The 19,328-nt window shown below is 32.9% G+C and carries 22 protein-coding genes; 9 read left to right on the top strand and 13 right to left on the bottom strand.

The genetic code is table 11. The features are described from left to right. Positions 1–11: 11 nt before the first annotated feature. Complete coding sequence (locus FLACHUCJ7_RS24350) at positions 12–2,399, top strand: TonB-dependent receptor domain-containing protein (RefSeq protein ID WP_180910859.1); 2,388 nt, start codon at positions 12–14, stop codon at positions 2,397–2,399. Between the two features lie 71 nt (positions 2,400–2,470). On the opposite strand, the gene FLACHUCJ7_RS24345 is transcribed toward FLACHUCJ7_RS24350, so the two are convergent. Together FLACHUCJ7_RS24345 and FLACHUCJ7_RS24340 are read right to left on the bottom strand one after the other, a co-directional pair. Further along, positions 2,471–3,139, bottom strand: coding sequence for a ZIP family metal transporter (locus tag FLACHUCJ7_RS24345; protein WP_078229621.1), 669 nt, complete (start codon positions 3,137–3,139; stop codon positions 2,471–2,473). 90 nt (positions 3,140–3,229) lie between these two features. Next, the gene (locus FLACHUCJ7_RS24340) at positions 3,230–3,994 is read right to left on the bottom strand and encodes a class I SAM-dependent methyltransferase (protein WP_078229620.1); all 765 of its coding nucleotides are present in this window, start codon (positions 3,992–3,994) and stop codon (positions 3,230–3,232) included. A gap of 131 nt (positions 3,995–4,125) precedes the next feature. Here FLACHUCJ7_RS24340 and FLACHUCJ7_RS24335 point away from each other — a divergent pair, with 131 nt between their 5' ends. The 3 genes from FLACHUCJ7_RS24335 (at position 4,126) to FLACHUCJ7_RS24325 (ending at position 6,326) form a co-directional block, all read left to right on the top strand. After that, entirely contained in the window at positions 4,126–5,289 is a 1,164-nt protein-coding gene (locus FLACHUCJ7_RS24335; RefSeq protein WP_180910858.1) for a THUMP domain-containing class I SAM-dependent RNA methyltransferase, read from the top strand. A 91-nt stretch (positions 5,290–5,380) separates the two neighbouring features. Beyond that, complete coding sequence (locus tag FLACHUCJ7_RS24330; protein WP_078229618.1) at positions 5,381–5,617, top strand: hypothetical protein; 237 nt, start codon at positions 5,381–5,383, stop codon at positions 5,615–5,617. Between the two features lie 16 nt (positions 5,618–5,633). Continuing rightward, positions 5,634–6,326, top strand: a complete 693-nt coding sequence (locus FLACHUCJ7_RS24325; protein ID WP_180910857.1) for an aspartate/glutamate racemase family protein — start codon at positions 5,634–5,636, stop codon at positions 6,324–6,326. 70 nt (positions 6,327–6,396) lie between these two features. Here FLACHUCJ7_RS24325 and FLACHUCJ7_RS24320 read toward each other — a convergent pair whose 3' ends face one another. Genes FLACHUCJ7_RS24320 through rlmD form a run of 3 tightly spaced genes read right to left on the bottom strand, consistent with a single transcriptional unit; the run spans position 6,397 to position 9,144 of the window. Further along, a complete protein-coding gene (locus FLACHUCJ7_RS24320) occupies positions 6,397–7,212 on the bottom strand; it encodes a DUF6048 family protein (RefSeq protein WP_078229616.1) in 816 nt (271 codons plus the stop codon). Continuing rightward, positions 7,184–7,720, bottom strand: coding sequence for a DUF6452 family protein (locus tag FLACHUCJ7_RS24315; protein ID WP_078229615.1), 537 nt, complete (start codon positions 7,718–7,720; stop codon positions 7,184–7,186). Before FLACHUCJ7_RS24315 ends, FLACHUCJ7_RS24320 begins: the two co-directional genes overlap by 29 nt. A gap of 11 nt (positions 7,721–7,731) precedes the next feature. Beyond that, positions 7,732–9,144: a 23S rRNA (uracil(1939)-C(5))-methyltransferase RlmD gene (gene rlmD, locus FLACHUCJ7_RS24310; RefSeq protein WP_078229614.1), complete on the bottom strand. Its 1,413-nt coding sequence runs from the start codon at positions 9,142–9,144 to the stop codon at positions 7,732–7,734. A 157-nt stretch (positions 9,145–9,301) separates the two neighbouring features. Here rlmD and FLACHUCJ7_RS24305 point away from each other — a divergent pair, with 157 nt between their 5' ends. Further along, complete coding sequence (locus FLACHUCJ7_RS24305) at positions 9,302–10,354, top strand: sensor histidine kinase (RefSeq protein WP_180910856.1); 1,053 nt, start codon at positions 9,302–9,304, stop codon at positions 10,352–10,354. On the opposite strand, the gene FLACHUCJ7_RS24300 is transcribed toward FLACHUCJ7_RS24305, so the two are convergent. From FLACHUCJ7_RS24300 to epsC, 5 genes are all read right to left on the bottom strand, one after another. Further along, a complete protein-coding gene (locus FLACHUCJ7_RS24300; RefSeq protein ID WP_078229612.1) occupies positions 10,355–10,795 on the bottom strand; it encodes a hypothetical protein in 441 nt (146 codons plus the stop codon). 326 nt (positions 10,796–11,121) lie between these two features. Next, positions 11,122–11,289, bottom strand: a complete 168-nt coding sequence (locus FLACHUCJ7_RS24295) for a hypothetical protein (protein ID WP_180910855.1) — start codon at positions 11,287–11,289, stop codon at positions 11,122–11,124. Between the two features lie 142 nt (positions 11,290–11,431). Next, the gene (locus FLACHUCJ7_RS24290; RefSeq protein ID WP_180910854.1) at positions 11,432–12,418 is read right to left on the bottom strand and encodes an aldo/keto reductase; all 987 of its coding nucleotides are present in this window, start codon (positions 12,416–12,418) and stop codon (positions 11,432–11,434) included. Between the two features lie 112 nt (positions 12,419–12,530). After that, positions 12,531–13,418: a cysteine synthase CysM gene (gene cysM, locus FLACHUCJ7_RS24285; protein ID WP_180910853.1), complete on the bottom strand. Its 888-nt coding sequence runs from the start codon at positions 13,416–13,418 to the stop codon at positions 12,531–12,533. A 1-nt stretch (position 13,419) separates the two neighbouring features. Continuing rightward, positions 13,420–14,211, bottom strand: a complete 792-nt coding sequence (gene epsC, locus FLACHUCJ7_RS24280) for a serine O-acetyltransferase EpsC (RefSeq protein WP_031454849.1) — start codon at positions 14,209–14,211, stop codon at positions 13,420–13,422. A 190-nt stretch (positions 14,212–14,401) separates the two neighbouring features. On the opposite strand from epsC, the gene FLACHUCJ7_RS24275 reads away from it, so the two are divergent. Then, positions 14,402–15,103, top strand: a complete 702-nt coding sequence (locus tag FLACHUCJ7_RS24275) for a DUF1003 domain-containing protein (RefSeq protein ID WP_078229609.1) — start codon at positions 14,402–14,404, stop codon at positions 15,101–15,103. A gap of 15 nt (positions 15,104–15,118) precedes the next feature. On the opposite strand, the gene FLACHUCJ7_RS24270 is transcribed toward FLACHUCJ7_RS24275, so the two are convergent. Further along, positions 15,119–15,403, bottom strand: coding sequence for a DUF2752 domain-containing protein (locus FLACHUCJ7_RS24270; protein WP_180910852.1), 285 nt, complete (start codon positions 15,401–15,403; stop codon positions 15,119–15,121). Positions 15,404–15,504: 101 nt separating this feature from the next. Between FLACHUCJ7_RS24270 and FLACHUCJ7_RS24265 the strand changes: the two genes are divergently transcribed. Beyond that, on the top strand, positions 15,505–15,687 hold the full coding sequence (locus FLACHUCJ7_RS24265) for a hypothetical protein (protein ID WP_078229607.1): 183 nt from the start codon (positions 15,505–15,507) through the stop codon (positions 15,685–15,687). Beyond that, the gene (locus tag FLACHUCJ7_RS24260) at positions 15,677–16,225 is read left to right on the top strand and encodes a Smr/MutS family protein (protein ID WP_031454845.1); all 549 of its coding nucleotides are present in this window, start codon (positions 15,677–15,679) and stop codon (positions 16,223–16,225) included. The genes FLACHUCJ7_RS24265 and FLACHUCJ7_RS24260 overlap by 11 nt, the downstream gene beginning before the upstream one ends. A gap of 125 nt (positions 16,226–16,350) precedes the next feature. On the opposite strand, the gene FLACHUCJ7_RS24255 is transcribed toward FLACHUCJ7_RS24260, so the two are convergent. Then, complete coding sequence (locus FLACHUCJ7_RS24255) at positions 16,351–17,316, bottom strand: hypothetical protein (RefSeq protein WP_180910851.1); 966 nt, start codon at positions 17,314–17,316, stop codon at positions 16,351–16,353. A gap of 80 nt (positions 17,317–17,396) precedes the next feature. On the opposite strand from FLACHUCJ7_RS24255, the gene FLACHUCJ7_RS24250 reads away from it, so the two are divergent. Next, positions 17,397–18,521: a cysteine desulfurase family protein gene (locus FLACHUCJ7_RS24250; protein WP_180910850.1), complete on the top strand. Its 1,125-nt coding sequence runs from the start codon at positions 17,397–17,399 to the stop codon at positions 18,519–18,521. Positions 18,522–18,557: 36 nt separating this feature from the next. Here the strand turns inward: FLACHUCJ7_RS24250 and FLACHUCJ7_RS24245 are convergent, their stop codons facing one another. Then, the gene (locus FLACHUCJ7_RS24245) at positions 18,558–19,127 is read right to left on the bottom strand and encodes an L-threonylcarbamoyladenylate synthase (protein WP_031454842.1); all 570 of its coding nucleotides are present in this window, start codon (positions 19,125–19,127) and stop codon (positions 18,558–18,560) included. Positions 19,128–19,328: the final 201 nt, after the last annotated feature.

Below are 19,328 nucleotides of genomic sequence, written 5' to 3'. Positions count from 1 at the left end.
AATTAGAAATCATGAAAAAAGCAAACCTCCTTATCTTTTTAGTATTGCCATTATTTTGTTTAGCACAATCAACAGTAAAATTAAGAGGTAAAATAACCAGTGAAACAACTTCGCTGGAATGGGCAGATATTTCAGTAACCACTTCAGAAGGAAAAATAATTGCCGGAACAACAAGTTTGCAAGACGGTACTTTTGAAATTGATCTTAAAAAAGGCTCTTATAAAATAGAAGTCAGTCTTTTAGGATTTACAGATTACAAAAATGAAATTATTATTGAAAAAGATACTGATCTGGGAATGATTATATTAATAGAAAATGCAACAAAATTGGGAGAAGTTATGATTCAGTCCAGAAAAAATACGATTGAACAAAAGATAGACCGCCTGGTTTACAATCCTGAGAATAATACAAACACAGTTGGAGGCGATGCCTTGAGCGCAATAAATACAGCACCGGGCGTTGTGGTACAAAATAATGCTATCAATATATTAGGAAAAGGAACTTCCCGGGTCATGATAGACGGAAGAATGATTGAATTAACTGGCGAGGAATTGAATAATTTACTGAAATCTATTTCTGCGAGTGATATTAAGAACATCGAAATTATTAGTAATCCTTCGTCTAAGTATGAAGCGGAAGGAAACGGCGGACTGATTAATATTGTGATGAAAAAAGGCGCTCGTAATTCTTGGAAAAATACAACTACAGCTTCCTATGATCAAAGTAAATACGGAATTTTTTCGCTGAGGGATAATTTCTTTTACAATAAAAATAAATTTAGATTTTCGGCTAGTGTCAATGGGAAAACGGGTTATAAATATATTAATGAAAACCTGGATATGTATTTTACAGAAGGAACTACAAAAATGGATGTAATGACAAAATTAAATGAAGATAACCTTTCCGGAAAAATAGCTTTTGACTATGATTTTTCAGAAAATACAACAATTGGCTTCCAACTTTTAAAGGATAAAAGCAATCCGGATTTTGACTCGGATATTAGGATTGATAAATATAATACTCAAAATGAATTAGAGAGTTATATAATCAATAAGAGCCCTTTAGACAGGAAATCCGGTAATAAGACTTATAATCTGCATTTAATTACAAAATTAGATTCTCTAAATCGAAAATTATCATTTGATGTAGATTATTTTAATTATAATTCAAAATTTGATAGGGATTTTACAGCGAATAATTATGCATCTGACGGAACCTTTGTTGATGTAAATCAGTCAGGACGAAATATTTCGAATCAAAATATTGATAATGTGAGTTTCAAAGCAGATATAGAACATCCGCTTCAATTGCTGAACTTATCGTATGGAGCGAAAGTGAGTTTTACCACCAGTAATAGTGATGTTGTTTTTTTTAATACAATTACAGGAACCCCGGAATTAGATACCAACCAATCCAATCAATTTAAATATACTGAAAATAATCAGGCAGTTTATATCAGCGGTGACAAAAAAATTAATAAAAAATGGAATTTTCAATTAGGTTTACGATTAGAGAATACACAGACAAATGGTTTTTCAAAAACGTTAAATCAGGAAATTGTAAACAATTATTTTAAACTGTTTCCAACTTTTTATGCTTCATATGCGAGGAATGAAGACAATAGTTTTAGTCTGAATTATGGAAGGAGGATCAGAAGACCGGGTTTTTCGCTTTTAAATCCGTTTCGTGTTTATATCAGCAGTAATAGTTATTCTGAGGGGAATCCATTTTTGAAGCCTTCTTTTAGTGATAATTTTGAATTTGCGCATTCGTATAAAAAAATATTGAAAACCAGTGTTTTTTTTAATTCTATTACAGATGGGTATGGCGTAATATTTACTGCAAATCCGGAAACATTGACGCAAGTTGTATCGAGAGAAAATTATTTTAAAGGCATTACTTATGGGGTTGGGGAAATCTATTCAGCCAGCTTTGCGGATTGGTGGCAGAGTGAAAATTCAGTGTATTTTTTAGGCTCAGATATTAAGTTTATAAAAGATATCAATGCAACACCGGTAAACAGCCTTCAGATTGATTTTTCAACAAATAATACCTTTTCATTAGGCAAAACGACTAAATTGCAATTAGATTTCAATTATATAACACCATACAAAAGCGGTTTATACGAAACAGGATATACAGCAAGTTTAAATATTGGTCTTAAGCAGTATTTATTAAACAGAGCACTGCAGGTTTCTTTTTTGATAAATGATATTTTCAATACGTCTTATTTAAAAGATGATGTTTCGAATGTAAATGGTGTAAGACAAGTTTATAGTCAAAATGAAAGCAACAGATATGTTCGTTTATCTGTAGTTTACAATTTTGGAAACAATAAGATAAATGTAAAGGAACGTAATTCTGGAAATGAAGAGGAGAAGAAAAGAACGGGGAATTAGAATTAGATAATCAGGCATTTGATAATTTTAATCGAAATGTGAAATTTAAAATTCCTTTGGTCACGTCCAGATTAGAGAAAGAATGCCAATAAAATTCCTAAAACAATCATCGAAACTTTGGCAATATTAAATTTGTGTCCTTCGCTGCTTTCGAAAATAATAGTTGATGAAATGTGGAATAATATTCCGATTACAATTGCGGTTATTTCGGTGTAATACTCGTTTAATATAGGTAAAAAATCAGAAGCTACAGTTCCAAGCGGAGTCATGGCTGCAAAAGTCAGCATGAAAGCGAAAATGGCTTTTTTGTTGAGGTCGGCATTTATGAAAAATGTCGTTAAAATTACGGCAATTGGCAAATGGTGAATCGCAATTCCGATAGCCAAACCATGATGATGGCTTACCGGAAAACCTTCTAAAAAGGCATGGATACAAAGGCTGATGAAAAGCAGCCACGGAATCTGAGACATTTTTGCATGCCCGTGCACGTGTCCGTGTTCTGCGCCTTTGGAGAAAAATTCGAGAATGATCTGGAATAAAATTCCGACCATGATAAATAAACCGATATTATGATTATGTGATTCATAAACCTCAGGTAAAAGATGCATTACGGTTAGAGACAATAAAAAAGAACCACTAAAAGCGAGCAATAATTTAAGATTGGTCTTGTTTTTTGGTTTTAAAAATAAAGCCACAATATAGCCCAGAAGTACAGAGAATAAGGGTAATAGATAATTCATTTTTTGTTTAATCGTTTTTTGTTTAATTGTTTAATCAGTTGTTGTTAAGCTGTTTAATGATAAAACAAATTAACGGTTAACCGGTTAAACCTATTTAAAAATCATGATTAATCGTTCGCTTTCGGTTTTGTGGAATTTTTTGAGCTTATAATCGCCAAAAATATCTAAGAGATAAATACCGGCTTCATCCATTAAATCCTGAAAATCTTTCAATGTTAGTGCCTTTACTTTTTCTGTAAAATGAAATTTTCTTCCCTGATCTTCAAAATCAATTTCCTTAAAAATATGTCCGTCTTCTACATATCTTTTGATATTGAAATCAATTCCGTCTACTGTTTTTACTTCTTCCGGAACCAAAGTTTCAATAACCTGATTTACGTTCATAAAATCAATTACGGCAAAACCATATTCGGATAAACTTTCTTTGATAGCTTTTAAAGTGGTTAAGTTATCATCATCACTTTCGAAATAACCAAAGCTGGTAAACAGATTGAAAATAGCATCGAATTTGTCTTCAAAGGGCTCACGCATATCGTGTACCTTAAAGTGCAGGGTTTCGTTACTGTTTTTGCTGGCTTCTGCAATACTGTTTTCAGATAAATCTGCTCCTAAGACAGTATAACCCAGCTGATTTAAATAGATAGAATGACGTCCTTTTCCACAGGCTAAATCCAATACTTTTGCTTTTTCAGGCAAGTTTAGGTAATGTGTAAGGTTGTCCATAAAAATCTGAGCTTCTCTGTAATTTCTATCTTTATACAAAATATGATAATACGGAGTATCAAACCATGATGTAAACCAATTTTCGGTGTTACGCTCCTGATTAGGTGTTGATGAGTTAGGTGCTTCAGACATTTATTCTATTTCAATTAATTCAAAGTCCGGCAAATTTAGTGTATTTTTACCGAAAAATAACTATTTCGTGACGATACCTGAATAATCAGATATGCGTATGCGATCGGAGTTTTTTTTAAACAAAAATAAAGATGGAAGAAAATTTTAGAATGATAGCCAAATGTTTTTTTGGTTTCGAAGAAATATTAGAAAAAGAATTGCGGGATCTTGGTGCCCAGGAAGTTGAAAAAGGGGTAAGAATGGTAAGTTTTAAGGGCGATAAAGGGTTTATGTACAAAGCCAATTTGTCACTTAGAACAGCCCTTAAAGTTTTAAAACCAATTTACTCGTTCAGGGCAAACAATGAGCAGGCATTGTACAAAGGAATTTCGGGTATAAACTGGTCGAAATTGCTGAATGCCAATCAGACTTTTGTAATTGATGCTACGGTTCATTCCACTTATTTTAACCATTCTGAGTTTGTTTCTCAAAAGTGTAAAGATGCCATTGTAGATCAGTTTAGGGAAAGAACAGGGCAACGCCCCAGTATTGATAAAGTTTTTCCGGATTTAAGAGTCAATGTTCATATTGACAAAGATCAGGTTTCAGTAGCTTTGGATACTTCAGGAAACTCCCTGCATCAGCGTGGATACAGAACCGCTACGAATATTGCTCCTATTAACGAAGTTTTGGCAGCAGGAATTCTTTTGTTGTCAGGCTGGGATGGGCAAAGTCACTTTTTGGATCCTATGTGCGGTTCGGGAACATTTTTGGCAGAGGCTGCTATGATTGCCTGTAACGTTCCGGCAAATATCAACCGAAAAGAGTTTGCTTTTGAAAAATGGAAAGACTGGGACAATGATTTGTTTGATAAAATCGTCGATAGTCTGATGAAAAAAACAAGAGAATTTCACTATACAATTAAAGGTTTTGATAAGGCGCCAAGCGCAGTGAGCAAAGCCAAAGACAACATCGGAAATGCAAATCTTGAAGATTATGTAACGATTTCTGAGGACAACTTTTTTGATACTGAAAAAGCCGTAGAAGGAAAACTTCATCTTGTATTCAATCCTCCTTACGATGAGCGTCTGGATATTCACATGGAAGAATTTTACAAAAATATAGGTGATACTTTAAAGAAAAGTTATCCGGGGACTAATGCCTGGTTTATTACCGCAAATCTGGAAGCTTTAAAGTTCGTAGGATTAAAACCTTCCCGAAAAATTAAACTTTTTAACGCAAGCCTTGAGGCGCGCTTGGTAAAATACGAAATGTACGAAGGAAGTAAGAGAACGAAGTTTCAGGTTAACGAATAGTAACAAAAGAGCTAAAAGTTTTAAAGATCGACAGACAAAAAACTTTGTAACTTTGAGTCTTTTGTGACTCTGAACCTTAAAAAAGAAAAAAATGACAAAACTACAAGTAAGGGCATTTCTATATCAATTAGGATGTTTCGCAATTTTATTTATTTTAGGAAGATTTATCATTGCAGAATACAGTGGATTAGCCGGAATCTGGATTCCACTGACAGCTTTTATTGTGGCAACTTTAATTGCTCCACAATTTAAAGCAGTGAACACTAAAGATGGTGAAAAACTTTTTGTAAAATGGATTTTTATAAAAGGAATTAAAGAGATTGGATAGTTGAAAAATCATTTTTATGAAGATAATTGGACTTATAGGTGGCATTAGCTGGGTTTCGACAGCAGATTATTACAAACTTATAAATGAAGGGATAAATAAAAAAATGGGAGGGCTTAACTTTTCAGAGTGTTTGATTTATTCGTTCAATTATGCCGAAATAAAAAAGAATAATGATGCTAATGATTGGGATTCTACTTTTGAAATGCTTTTAAAAGCCTGCGAATTTTTAAAATCAGGTGGAGCTGAAGCAATTCTTCTGTGTGCAAATACGATGCATTTTATTGCTGACCGACTCGAGGAAGCGATTGATTTACCAATTATTCATATTGCAACTGTAACTGCTGTTGAAATCCAGAAACAAGAAATTAAAAAAGTAGGTTTATTAGGGACTAAGTTTACAATGGAACTGGATTTTTTTAAAGATAAGCTTGACATGAAAGGAATTGAGGTAATAATCCCGAAAAGTCAGGAAGAAAGGGATTTTATTCACACTACAATTTTCGAAGATTTAGGAAGAGGAATTGTTACTTCGGAAACGAAAAAACGTTATCTGGAAATAGCAAATCAATTAATAAAAGAAGGAGCAGAAGGTATTATTTTGGGCTGTACGGAAATTCCGCTTGTGATTAAACCCGAGGATCTTTCTGTGTCGGTTTTTGATACAGCTTTGATACATTCAAATGCGGCAATAGATTTTCAATTGTCTTAAATATAATTTTTAAAAAGCCCCAAATTCATTATTTGATTAGTGAATTTGGGGCTTTTTTGTTTAAAAGACATTATTTTTTAGAAGCTTTTTTTTCTATTTCCGGAATTGTTACTTTCTTTTTATAAAGAGGAATAAAATAAGAAACCGTATAATTAAACCCTACTCCAAAATTTCCATCATAGGTTCTGTTAAAACCCGGAATATAAAGGTTCTCAAAATTACCAGGTTCTTTATTGGCTAAAAGCATTTTTAACTGAAAACCAAATCCTACGAATACATTATTAAAAACTTTAGCTTTCATTCCAAGGGCAACTTCCGCCCATGCGGCAGTTAAACCAGTATATTTTGTGCCATCAGTAATGGGTGGGATTTGTCCCCAATATTGATCTGAATTGTAAATTTTGTAACTGTTTAACTGCTGGCTAAAAGTACTAAAACCTCCACGCAAACCTATCGTTATAAGGTTTTCCATGTCCAGCCAGTTATTGTATAAATTGTAGTCGAAACCTCCTTTTAAGTAAGTTCCGGTTGCTGTTGAATTCAGTCTGTCATCATCAGTGGTTTTATCCTCTATACCAAGTTCAGCTGCTATGTAATATTTTTTGGTAAGGCGAAAATCACCCACAAATTCTACTCCCTTATAATCCTTATCATAAAAACCACGGGTTAGTTTGTATAAATCTACACCCACACGTAAACCATAACGATCTTTTTTTACAGGAATGCTGTCAGCTATAGATTTTGTAGCAACCTTAGGTGTTTTGGATTTTGGTTTTTCCTGATTGATTTCTTTTTTTATTGTATCCGCAGGTGTTTCCTGTGACTGAACAAAAAACACTGTAAACAATAAACAGATACTAAAAAAATACTTTGACATGTGTTTCATTTTCAAATTCAATGTTAGGATTAAATACTCGAACATCCTGCATCCAAATACCATCATTACCAGAATCAGTTCTTACAAACGGAGTTTGTGTGTCTAATCTGTAAATTGTTTTAAAGCCACAGGCTCTGGAAACATATACATTTTGTCTGGTATAATTAAACGTTATCTCATCAGTATTAGCCAGTCCGGGATTAGATTCGTCTGAATTTAAAATAAAGGAAAAAGTGGTGGCATCTTCATTTGTTTTTAACGGTATAGCAATTGAGTCACCGCTTGTGAGGTATTTCGTTATCTCAGTTCCACTTTCGTTAAAGATAATACCTTCATCTTCACCCTTGCCCATTACTTTTAAAAGTGTTACACTTTTCTTTACTGAAGGAGTTGTAATATCGTAAAAAGAAATGATTAGTCTGGGAGTTGTTGGTGTATTGGCATCACAAATATCATCTTTCTCGCAGCTTGATAATCCAAAAGTAAAGATTAATAAAAAATACAGAATTTTTTTCATTTATAATTGTATTATCTAAGTTCTAAAAGTACAACATTTTCAACATGATGCGTTTGTGGAAACATATCAACGGGGCGAACACGGGTAACTTTATATTTTTCATCCATTAAAGCCAAATCTCTTGCTTGTGTTGCTGAGTTACAGCTTACATAAACTACTTTTTCAGGAGCAATTTTCAAAATTTGATCAATAACGTCCTTATGCATTCCATCTCTTGGCGGATCGGTAATAATAACATCAGGCTTGCCGTGCTGTGCAATAAAGGCTTCGTTAAAAACAACTTTCATGTCCCCAACAAAAAACTCACAATTCGTAATATTATTGCGTTCAGCATTAGCTTTAGCGTCTAAAATTGCTTCCGGCACACTTTCTACACCAATTACTTTTTTAGCTTTTTTAGAAACGAATTGTGCAATAGTTCCGGTTCCGGTATATAAATCATAAACGGTTTCATTACCTGAAAGCCCTGCAAAATCACGTGTTATTTTGTATAATTCATATGCCTGATCAGAGTTGGTCTGGTAAAATGATTTGGCATTAATACTAAATTTTAAGCCTTCCATTTCTTCCAGAATATAATCTCTCCCTTTATATAGCTTAATGTTTTGATCGTAAATAGTATCATTTGCTTTTGAATTAACTACATACTGCAATGATGTAATTTGTGGAAATTTAGCGTAAAGATGATCTAGAAGCAATTCACGACTGGCTTTGTCATTTTCGAAAAACTGAATCAAAACCATAATTTCACCTGTTGAAGCTGTACGAATCATAAACGTTCTTAATAAACCCGAATGTTCTCTGGGATTAAAGAAAGCTAAATTATTTTCGTTTGCAAAAGCTCTAATTTCATTACGAATTGCATTTGAAGGATCTTCCTGTAAATGACATTTATTAATATCCAGTATTTTGTCCCACATTTTTGGAATATGAAAACCTAATGCATTTCTGTTTCCTAAATCTTCAGTGCTTTCAATTTCTTTTTCAGTTAACCAACGGCTGTTTGAAAATGAAAATTCCATTTTATTTCTGTAGAAAAATTGCTTTTCAGAACCCAGAATGTCTTCAAATTCAGGTAAGTCAATTTTACCAATTCTTTGCAGATGGTTTTTTACTTCATTTTGTTTGTAATAAAGTTGCTGGCTATATTTCATGTTTTGCCATTTACATCCGCCACAAACACCAAAATGTTCACAAATTGGATCTATACGGTGCTCTGATAATTCGTGAAATTTAACGGCCTTTCCTTCGTAATAAGCTTTACGTTTTTTAAAAGTCTGCACATCCACTACATCGCCCGGAACTACATTCGGAATAAAGATTACTTTTCCGTCAGGAGCTTTTGCAACTGATACACCTTTTGCGCCTGCATCAAGAACTTGTATTTGATGAAAGACGACTTTGTCTGTATTTTTTCTTCCCATAGCGCAAAAATAAGGGTTTGTAAACTTTTATAAATTTAATTTTTAAAATATTTTATCAAATTCTATATTTTACATCTTTTAATTAGCTTTAAAAGCTAACTTTGTTCTGTCAAATACTTCGATAGCCCCATTTATAATCTAAGTTATTGTTACTTTTATGAAGCTGTATCATAATCTTTCGAAAATTAATTTTTTTAAAAAAAGTTATGCATTCAAATTTCTGTTTGTTGCTTTTATAGGTATTCATATTCCTTTAATCGGGATTTTGTTTTTTGTTCTTTATTTTAACACTTCGATTTCACCCACATCTGTTTTAGTATTTTCCTTAATCATGACTTTGCTGGCAACAGCTATTACACTCTTGGTTTTAAATCAATTGATCAAACCAATTGCCATAGCTTCAAAAGCATTAGACGATTATAGAAACGAAAGAAAATTATCTGTTTTGCCAACAGAATATAATGATGAAGCTGGTTTGTTAATGAGTAATATTCAGGAATCTATTTTCGAATCTGAAACTTTTATTAATGAAAAGCAGGATTTAATTTATATGCTCTCGCACGATTTGAAAAATTTTGCAGGAAATCCTCAGGGTCTGGCAAAGCTTATTTTAGATGAAAAGCCATCTGATTCTATTAAGGATTTGGCTAATTTAATCTGCGAATCAACCGATTTGCAGTTTCGATATATTGAAAATTTTATTAAATTATTGAAAGAGCAGGATCAGGTTGTAAAAATAAATCAGGAAACCAGAATAATTATATTTCCAAATATATTGGCTTTTATCAACGAGCAAGTGGATCAGCGGCTTATTGATAAAAATATAAGCCTTAATGTAAGTATCGAAAAAGAAGAAGCAAAACTTAAAATAGATGAAGGATTGTTAATACAGGTTTTAGTTAACTTAATTAGTAACGCGGTTAAGTTCTCTTATTTTGACAGTGAAATTAAACTTAGGATTTTTACTGAAAATGATAGTCTGATTATAACAGTTTCTGATACAGGTATTGGTTTCAATGACCTTCAAATAGATGAATTGTTTAAAAAATTCACTAAAATGGGCCGATTAGGAACAGCTAATGAATCTTCAACCGGAATTGGTTTGTATTTGTGTAAAAAAATCATCGAAAGAAGTAAAGGCCAATTAACAGCTTCAAGTGAAGGAAAAAATAAAGGCGCAGAATTTAAAATTGTATTTGAAAGCTGTTAACTATTTTCTTTTGATTAATTCATAATTTATGATGGTGAAACAATAGAAACATAGGTCTGCAGAAATTTTTCCAAAAATAATCCCGAAAAAGTAATTCCCACAAAGTATTGGCATCCAATACATACAAAAGGGACGAATTATCAAAAAATCTAAAATTGCTGGGTAACCAAACTCTAAAATTAAGTTTTTTAGGAGATTAAGAATTTCCGAAAAAGAAGTTTTTTTGCCTAAAAGTGTGTTCTGCTTTGCTAGTTTTTTATATGAAGAAAACAGAATCACACTATAAAAAGCCAGGTATTCTGCAGCCGTAATCAAATAAGCTGTAGTTAACCCATTGTAAATTTTACTAAAAAGCGACGTAGTAAGAGCAGCACTTGTACTTGCTAATTCTGCATATTTATATCGATTGAACCATTCTTTAAAATTTGATTTTTGTAACATTTTTAGGAAGTTTCCGGAAAATAAGGTTGTAAGGTACTATGTTTTTTTAAATTTAAAAATCAAATTACATAATACCTTAGAATTTTGTAAAGTTTACTTATTTGGATTGAATAAACAAATTTAGGTTTCCCTTCTGCACATTCTATTCCCGAAGGCGGCAGCATGAGGTCGCAGGTCCCAATTATGTTCCATTTTTCATTATAGGCAGCCTGAGCTTTTAGGTACTCCTTTACTTTTGCAAGGAATTTAGTCTTATCTATTTTTTTAGAATATATTATGTGAGCATTTACCCCGCTACAAGCACTTGTGTTAATTCTTGTAAAATCTCACTCTTCAGGATTTGTGCAGGCTTGAGAAGTAGACAATGAAAGAGCAACAATCTCGTTGTGCATTACTTCTAATTTTTGAGAATCTTCATTTTGTGATTCTTCGTCATTGCTACAGGAGACAGTTATAAAGAAGATGATAAATGCAATAAAACTTAATTTTTTCATGGTTAATGAGTTTAGGTTAATTTTATTGATAAGATGGGTTGATTACTAAAGGGTTGCGCAATCATACAGAAGTTTCTAAGATTTTGCTTTCAAAATCTTAGAAACTTCTGTATCCCAATGTCACTGTGTCTTAAAAAATGAATTACCAGAGATGATGCACAGAAGGTTTTATATATTCTTCGTAAATTTTATTCATTGCTTCAATTTTTTCTGAGGATAATTTAGGTAAATTATAAACAGATAGATTAGATAATACATGACTTTCTTTTGAAGCACCCGGAATAATACAACTGATGTCTTTAAAACTTAAAATCCATTGCAAAGCATATGGAGCCAAATTTGTAGTTTCCGGAAATAATGCTTTTAATTCCTCAACGGCTTTAAGACCTAATTCATAATCAATTCCCGAGAAAGTTTCTCCTTTATCAAATGCATCTCCATTTCTGTTGAAGTTTCTGTGGTCTTGTGGATCAAAGGTTGTTTTTGCATCGAATTTACCTGTTAAAAGTCCGCTTGCCAAAGGAACTCTGGCAATGATACCGATATCTTTTTTTCTGGCTTCAGAAAAGAACAGTTGTGAAGGACGCTGACGAAACAAATTGAAAATAATCTGAACTGTCGTAACATTCGAATATTCTATTGCTTTTAAGGCTTCTTCGACTTTTTCAACGCTAACGCCAAGGTTTAAAATTTTGCCCTGTTCTTTCAGACGATCAAACAGTTCAAAAATCTCAGGTCTGTAAAAAACTTCAGTGGGAGGACAGTGCAGTTGAATTAAATCAAGTGCTTCAAGTCCCAATCTTTTTAAGCTATCTTCAACGTATTTTTGAAGTACTTTGGGCTGGTATCCTTCATTAACATGCGGATTAATATGGCGTCCACATTTTGTAGCTACATAAATTCGTTCAGATCTCGAACGAACAACTCTTCCAACAGCGGTTTCGCTTAAACCATTTTCATAAACATCTGCTGTGTCAATAAAGTTAACACCATTATCAATTGCTGTATTTAAAAGTTCGTCTGCAGTTTTGTTGTCAAAAGCAGATCCCCATTTTCCTCCAACCTGCCAGGTGCCAAGTGATATTTCGGATATATTAAAATTGGTTTTGCCTAATTTACGGTAGTTCATTTTTTTTCTTTTAAGGTTCTAAGTTGCTAAGGTTCTGAGGTGCTAAGATTTTTCAAGCTAAGTAAAAAAAACTTAGAATCTTAGGAACTCAGAACCTTAGGGTCTTTATTTTTTAATCAAATAAATCAGAAGATAAATAACGATCACCACGATCGCAGATAATGGCTACAATAACGCCAGTTTCTAACTGTTCTGCTATTTTCAGGGCTACTGCTACAGAGCCTCCACTGCTCATTCCGGCAAAAATACCTTCTTCAAGTGCTAATCTTTTCGTCATTTCTCTCGCTTCTTCTTCACTTACATCCACAACGGTATCTACTTTTGAAGCATCAAAAATTTTCGGTAAATATTCCTGCGGCCATTTACGGATTCCGGGAATCTGAGATCCGTCGCTAGGCTGAGCACCTATGATCTGAATATTTAAATTTTTTTCTTTAAGATAAGATGATGTGCCGATAATAGTTCCGGTTGTTCCCATGGCCGATACAAAATGGGTTACAGTTCCTTCGGTGTCTTCCCATATTTCAGGACCGGTGGTTTTATAATGTGCTTTCCAGTTGTCATCATTCGCAAACTGATTTAGCATTACGTAACCGCCTTCGGCTACTTTTTTGTCAGCGTAATCACGTGAACCTATAATTCCTTCACTTGCAGGTGTTAAAATTACTGTTGCGCCATAAGCACGCATCGTTTGTGTGCGCTCTTTTGTAGAATCTTCAGGTAAAACCAATTCTATTTCTACCTGAAACAATTGCGCAATCATTGCCAGTGCAATTCCTGTATTCCCACTTGTTGCTTCAATTAACTTGTCGCCTTTTTTGATATCTCCTCTTTCTAAAGCTGATGCAATCATGTTATAAGCGGCCCTGTCTTTTACACTTCCGCCCGGATTGTTGCCTTCGAGTTTTAATAAAAGTTTTACATTTTTATTTTTGACCAGATTAACAGTTTCCATTAGCGGAGTATTGCCAATCAGGTTGATTAATTTCTGTGGTTTCATTCTATTTTTTTTCTTTTATTTTAACTTCGGTTGTAGTGGTATTGAGGACAATGGAATCTGCCGGTATTGATTTGGTAACCCATGCATTTCCTCCTACAATACTATTTTTTCCAATAATAGTTTCACCCCCTAAAATAGTTGCATTAGCATAAATACAGACATTTTTCTCAACAGTTGGATGACGTTTGGCATTTTTCATGTCTTTACTCACGCTAAGGGCACCTAAAGTAACTCCCTGGTAAATTTTTACATGTTTTTCAATTACGGTCGTTTCTCCAATAACAATTCCGGTAGCGTGATCAATAAAAAATGGAGAAGCAATATCTGCACCTGCATGAATGTCTGTTCCTGTAATTCGGTGTGCATATTCGCTCATCAATCTTGAGAATAGTAACAAATCAAGTTTGTATAATTCATGGCTCAACCTGTAAATTGCAATAGCATAAAAGCCAGGATATCCTAAATAAACTTCGTCGATACTGTTTGAAGCCGGATCATTTTCTAAAATATATTCGGCATCCTGATTCAGTTTTTCTAATACATGTGGTAGTTTTTCCAGAAAAAGATCCCACATCGATCCGCATAATTTTTCCGGTTTTTTACAGGCTAAAACAGCAATCTCTTTAAAGCGAAACTCGAGTTCATCAATACTCTGATCTAAGGCTGCATTTGAATCAAAAAGGGTGTAAAAAAGCTTTTCGGTAAAATCTTCCGTTTTAGTTTTAATGCCGTAATTTATATTTGAATGGCTTTTTAAAGCTTTGATGTTTTCTATGATAAGATCTTTTGACACAATTTTAAAATTGAATGGATAATTTGAAAAGTTAAAAGTAAGGTGTTTTTTGTAAATAAAAGCACGAATTCTGTAAAGAAATTTTCTATTGAGAATTCTATTTGTGATAAATAAAAGAAATTTTGAGCACCATAATTTATTGAATTCTTAAGAAGTTAAATGCGTAAATTAGCGAGTAAATATATTAAATATGAAAAACAAGCCCACTTTTAAGAGTGCTATTTCTAACCTGTCTTTTCCTGTAAATGAAAAAGTATCAGGAAAATCAATTCACAATCCTATTTTAGGACTTATTGTCAAAGATCATCCTTCGTTTTGCGATAGTGATTTTATTTCCTTTGAAGAATTAAATGCCTATAGACAGCAATATATTTCTAGCTATTTATCTGCTGAAATAGGAGCTCTTTCTAATCTTGAAGAGAGTGTTATTTCGTCTTTAAAAGAGGATAAATCAATTGTGAGTATTGTTGAAGATGAAGATGAGACTAGAAACTTTGGTCAAAAAATAGCAGATAAAGTAGCTGATTTTGGCGGAAGCTGGACTTTCATAATTTCATTTTTACTCTTTATTGTCATCTGGATTGCCTCTAATGTTTATATTTTAGCTAACAAAGGTTTTGACCCGTATCCATTTATTTTACTGAACCTGATTTTGTCTTGTATTGCGGCTTTACAGGCTCCGGTAATTATGATGAGTCAGAATCGTCAGGAAGAAAAAGATCGTACCCGCGCTAAAAAAGATTATATGATTAACCTCAAATCTGAATTAGAAATTAGAATGATTCATGATAAGATTGATCATCTGATTATGCATCAGCAACAGGAACTGATTGAAATACAAAAAGTACAAATCGAAATGATGAATGATATTTTAGATCAAATTAAAAAGTAATTAACTTTCTGTAAATCATAAATAAAAATGTTTATAATAATAACCGCCAATCATGAAAATGCCATTCACGATTGCGGAACCCCAAAGTAATTTATTGTAATTTTTAGCTTTGTTGAAAAAATGAAGAGTTACAATCGCTAAAAAAACAAGTGTCGTATAAATTGCAGGATACATTTTAAAAGCAGCTAAAAACTCACCCTGACAAAGTAAGAACAGGGATCGTTGAAATCCGCAACCTAAACACTCCACTCCGAAAAGTGTTTTGCTAAAGCAAGGCAGCATATATTTTTCTAAATCCACAGTTTTATTTTTTTACAATTTTACAAAAATAGCATATATGACTGAATTGAATAGAGCTGCTATTTTAAAGTTTCTTACTTTTGAAGTCTTATATTGAAAATATGAAAACTTTTAAAATTTTAATAATGATTCTTGCAATTTCAATCGCATTGTACGAACAGGTTTCAGAAGAAAAAAATATTTACATAACAGTAATTGCAATTGTAGTTTTTATGTTTGGCATGATGCAGTTAAGCGCAAAAACACCAAGTAAAAATCAAGAAAAAGAAGAAGATGCTGACTAAAGGAGATAAGGTTTCTGTTTTGGACGAAGCCATTAACGGAACAGTAGTTTCGGTTAAAAATAACGAGGTTTTAATCGAAAGCGAAGATGGTTTTATGATGACATTTTTTGTCAATGAATTAATTAAAATTCAGGATTCAAGTAATTTAATGAATTCTATAAAAAGAATTGATGTTGATTCTGTTGCAAAACAAAAAGAAGAGCCAAAACCAAGGAGTTTTGTGAAAGAAAAGAAAGATAAGCGTGAAATTTCGGCTCCGGAATTTGATTTACATATCGAAAAATTAGTTCCTAATAAACGCGGAATGTCAAATTATGATATTTTAACCCTGCAGACTGAAACTGCAAAAAGACACATTGAATTTGCGATTAAAAACCGAATTCCTAAGATTGTTTTTATCCATGGAGTTGGCGAAGGAATCCTAAAAGCCGAACTTGATTTTTTATTAGGAAGATATGACGGCATTGATTTTCAGGATGCTAATTATCAAAAATACGGCTTAGGCGCAACCGAAGTTTATTTTAAGCAAAATAAATAAGTAAACATTTTAGAAGTCAATATCTTATTCAGATCTAAAAAAAATATCCTTTTTTAATGATACTTTTTAATAAGTAAGATTAAAAAAGGATATTAAATTTATAAGAAAATAAAACTTTTAGAATTTTAATTAGATTGTGTCTGTAACTCTCCCAGCAGAAAGCTTGTTCCTAATTGAAAGTTTACATTTCCATTATCTAAAATTACATTTTTTAGTACTATAACATGTTTAAAAACTGTTGGTCCAACTGTTGTAGTAGTCACTTCAATGCTACCGCTCAGCCCGGTCCAGGTTTGGGTAATAACAGGAGTCGCAGGTATTGGTGTTTGACAGAAATAATCTGTAGTAAGGAGTCCATTGCTGTAAACATTGTATATTACCCTATTTTGTGTAGCGCTGATTAATCCTGTTCTTGGACTGCCGGAAGGTGTAGCTTGATTTGGAATCAGTGCAGGATCAATATTATTTATTGCTATAGATGTTCCTTCACTAAAATTATATACTACCGTTCCATTTGTAGTAGAAGTACACAAGTGGGCTTTTTCATCACCAAATGTTAAATTTAAATTGTCTTCGTTTGTGACAATTTTTCCAAAAGCCAATTTAGATTGTGTTTGCAATATTCCGGAAGAATTAGGATATGTAACGCCTGTAAAAGAGATATTGTGTGTATAACCCGTTATTTTGGTACTTCCTTCTATTTCACCAGTAATATAATTTGGAAAAGTGTTTATGATAACTGTCCCCCCAGTTGCAAACCACTCATTAGTCACGTTTGGAGTAGCTGGTCTGATGGCATCACAAATGCTGGATTTGGTTACAGTTCCGTCATATCTTCTGTAAACTAATTTGTAATTACCTGTAGTGGAAAGGCTTAAAGTTTGTTCGCCTTTTGTATTTTTAAGTTGGTCTTCGGGTATTTGTAATAATAAACTCTCCTGGCTTTTTAATTTATAGAGTAGTTCATAATTATCTGAACAATGTTCGATATCTGTTATGTCATCAAAATCAAATTGTTCAACAGTTAAATCACCATCATCGCATCCGTTTAGTAAAAGGGCGAATAAAAGCAGGCTTGCATATTTTTTCATTGTATTTTTATTTGCTTCAAAAATAGTGAAAATTTTTGCAAATGATCTTTAGACAATTGATATTTCATAACTTTGTCACAATGAAAAAAGTATACTTAGATAACGCTTCTACAACAGCCATTAGACCTGAAGTTGTTCAGGAAATGATTAAAATTATGAGTGATGATTTAGGAAATCCGTCATCTACACATAGTTTTGGCAGAAATGCAAAAACCATTATTGAACTTTCCAGAAAAAATATTGCCAAATATTTGAATTGTTCTGCCCAGGAAATAATTTTTACTTCAGGTGGTACAGAAGCGAATAACTGGATTCTTCGTTCGGCTGTAGAAGACCTGAAAGTGAATCGGATTATTACTTCTAAAATTGAACATCATGCGGTTTTATATACTGTTTTAGCTTTACAGTCAGATTATAATGTTCAGGTTGATTATGTAAATATTAACCCAGACGGCACTATCGATTTAACCAATCTTTCAAATTTACTGGCTCAGGAAAAAAAGACAATTGTAAGTTTGATGCATGTAAATAATGAAACCGGAACTATTTTAGATTTGGAAAGGGTTGGTGTTATCTGTAAACAATATAATGCTCTGTTTCATTCGGACACCGTACAATCTGTTGGGAAAACCGAAATTGATCTGCAAAAAACTGCTGTTGATTTTATTGTAGCCAGCGCTCATAAATTTCATGGGCCAAAAGGAGCTGGTTTTGCTTATGTACGAAAAAATTCAGGTTTGCAGCCTTTGCTTTTTGGTGGAGAACAGGAAAAAGGATTGCGTGCCGGAACCGAAGCAGTACATCAAATTGCAGGAATGGCTAAAGCTTTGACAATTTCATATGAAAATCTGGATCAGGAAAGAAAATACATTTCTGATTTGAAAATGTATTTGATAAATCAGCTGGAAATTCATTTTCCAGATTTTAGGATAGTGGGCAATAAAGAAGATTTTTATAATATTATTAATATTGTTTTGCCTTTTTCGCCAGATAAAACGGCAATGTTGCTGTTTAGTTTAGATATGAAGGGAATAGCTGTTTCAAGAGGAAGTGCCTGTCAGTCCGGAAGTATAAAGCCTTCACATGTTTTAAAAGAAATGCTTTCGGAGACCGATTTAAAATTACCTAATCTCCGAATTTCATTTAGCCATTATAACACCATAGAAGATGTTGATCTATTGATATCCAGTTTGAAAACTGTTTAGCGGATTAAAACGACAAAGCTTTAAAGTCAATAAAAACTATTTACGGATCACTTTTACCTGTGAATCATTTGTTAATTTGATTATTGTTGAAGGTTTTCCGGCAACTCTGTCATGATATAAATTCACTACATAATCAACGCCTTTTATAATTTCAGGATTAATGTCTTTAAAAGCAATTGGTGTTGGCTGCCCTGAAATATTTGCAGATGTGGAAACTAATGGTTTTTTCATTCTCTCCAATAATTTGAAACAAAAAGGTTCCTTTACCAGCCTAATTCCTAGTGAATTGTCTTTGGCGATGATATTAGGAGCCACATTTCTGGGTTCATCTAAAATTAAAGTTGTTGGTTTTTCTGATAAATCAAGAATTTGCCAGGCTACCTCAGGAATATTTTTAAAAACATTATACATCATTTTTTCGCCATTCATCAACACAATCATGCTTTGTGTTTCAGCACGCTGTTTCAGTTTGTATATTTTGGCAACTGCTTCCGGGTTTGTAGCATCGCAACCAATTCCCCAAACTGTATCGGTAGGATAAAGAATAATACCGCCTTCTTTGATTATTTCGAAAGCTTTATGTATTTCTTCATTAAGATTTTCCATTTTATATATTTAGAATTGAACTTATGATTCGCATGCAAAGAAACGAATAAAAAAAATCAAATTTCAGATGATTTTACTATTGGCAAGGCATTAAAATGTTAAAATAACGTGTAATTAAAAAGAATTCTGAGGTCTTATTGTCTCATTTTTAGATCATTTATAATTACAGTAATACTTTTAGGTTTATTGTTCTATTGTATT

The sequence above is a fragment of the Flavobacterium salmonis genome (assembly GCF_903819435.1).
Taxonomy (GTDB): Bacteria; Bacteroidota; Bacteroidia; order Flavobacteriales; family Flavobacteriaceae; genus Flavobacterium; species Flavobacterium chungangense.
The sequence above is the reverse complement of the archived record's forward strand: the minus strand, read 5'-3'. Positions and strand labels throughout refer to the sequence as shown.

Coding starts and splice junctions, on each gene's coding strand:
- FLACHUCJ7_RS24325 (WP_180910857.1), top strand. CDS start 5,634: ATGAAGATAATTGGACTTATAGGTGGCATTAGCTGGGTTTCGACAGCA.
- FLACHUCJ7_RS24340 (WP_078229620.1), bottom strand. CDS start 3,994: ATGTCTGAAGCACCTAACTCATCAACACCTAATCAGGAGCGTAACACC.
- FLACHUCJ7_RS24265 (WP_078229607.1), top strand. CDS start 15,505: ATGAAAACTTTTAAAATTTTAATAATGATTCTTGCAATTTCAATCGCA.
- FLACHUCJ7_RS24255 (WP_180910851.1), bottom strand. CDS start 17,316: ATGAAAAAATATGCAAGCCTGCTTTTATTCGCCCTTTTACTAAACGGA.
- FLACHUCJ7_RS24275 (WP_078229609.1), top strand. CDS start 14,402: ATGAAAAACAAGCCCACTTTTAAGAGTGCTATTTCTAACCTGTCTTTT.
- FLACHUCJ7_RS24330 (WP_078229618.1), top strand. CDS start 5,381: ATGACAAAACTACAAGTAAGGGCATTTCTATATCAATTAGGATGTTTC.
- FLACHUCJ7_RS24305 (WP_180910856.1), top strand. CDS start 9,302: ATGAAGCTGTATCATAATCTTTCGAAAATTAATTTTTTTAAAAAAAGT.
- FLACHUCJ7_RS24350 (WP_180910859.1), top strand. CDS start 12: ATGAAAAAAGCAAACCTCCTTATCTTTTTAGTATTGCCATTATTTTGT.
- rlmD (WP_078229614.1), bottom strand. CDS start 9,144: ATGGGAAGAAAAAATACAGACAAAGTCGTCTTTCATCAAATACAAGTT.
- FLACHUCJ7_RS24315 (WP_078229615.1), bottom strand. CDS start 7,720: ATGAAAAAAATTCTGTATTTTTTATTAATCTTTACTTTTGGATTATCA.
- FLACHUCJ7_RS24250 (WP_180910850.1), top strand. CDS start 17,397: ATGAAAAAAGTATACTTAGATAACGCTTCTACAACAGCCATTAGACCT.
- FLACHUCJ7_RS24300 (WP_078229612.1), bottom strand. CDS start 10,795: ATGTTACAAAAATCAAATTTTAAAGAATGGTTCAATCGATATAAATAT.
- FLACHUCJ7_RS24295 (WP_180910855.1), bottom strand. CDS start 11,289: ATGAAAAAATTAAGTTTTATTGCATTTATCATCTTCTTTATAACTGTC.
- FLACHUCJ7_RS24345 (WP_078229621.1), bottom strand. CDS start 3,139: ATGAATTATCTATTACCCTTATTCTCTGTACTTCTGGGCTATATTGTG.
- FLACHUCJ7_RS24290 (WP_180910854.1), bottom strand. CDS start 12,418: ATGAACTACCGTAAATTAGGCAAAACCAATTTTAATATATCCGAAATA.
- FLACHUCJ7_RS24320 (WP_078229616.1), bottom strand. CDS start 7,212: ATGAAACACATGTCAAAGTATTTTTTTAGTATCTGTTTATTGTTTACA.
- FLACHUCJ7_RS24260 (WP_031454845.1), top strand. CDS start 15,677: ATGCTGACTAAAGGAGATAAGGTTTCTGTTTTGGACGAAGCCATTAAC.
- FLACHUCJ7_RS24335 (WP_180910858.1), top strand. CDS start 4,126: ATGGAAGAAAATTTTAGAATGATAGCCAAATGTTTTTTTGGTTTCGAA.
- cysM (WP_180910853.1), bottom strand. CDS start 13,418: ATGAAACCACAGAAATTAATCAACCTGATTGGCAATACTCCGCTAATG.
- FLACHUCJ7_RS24245 (WP_031454842.1), bottom strand. CDS start 19,127: ATGGAAAATCTTAATGAAGAAATACATAAAGCTTTCGAAATAATCAAA.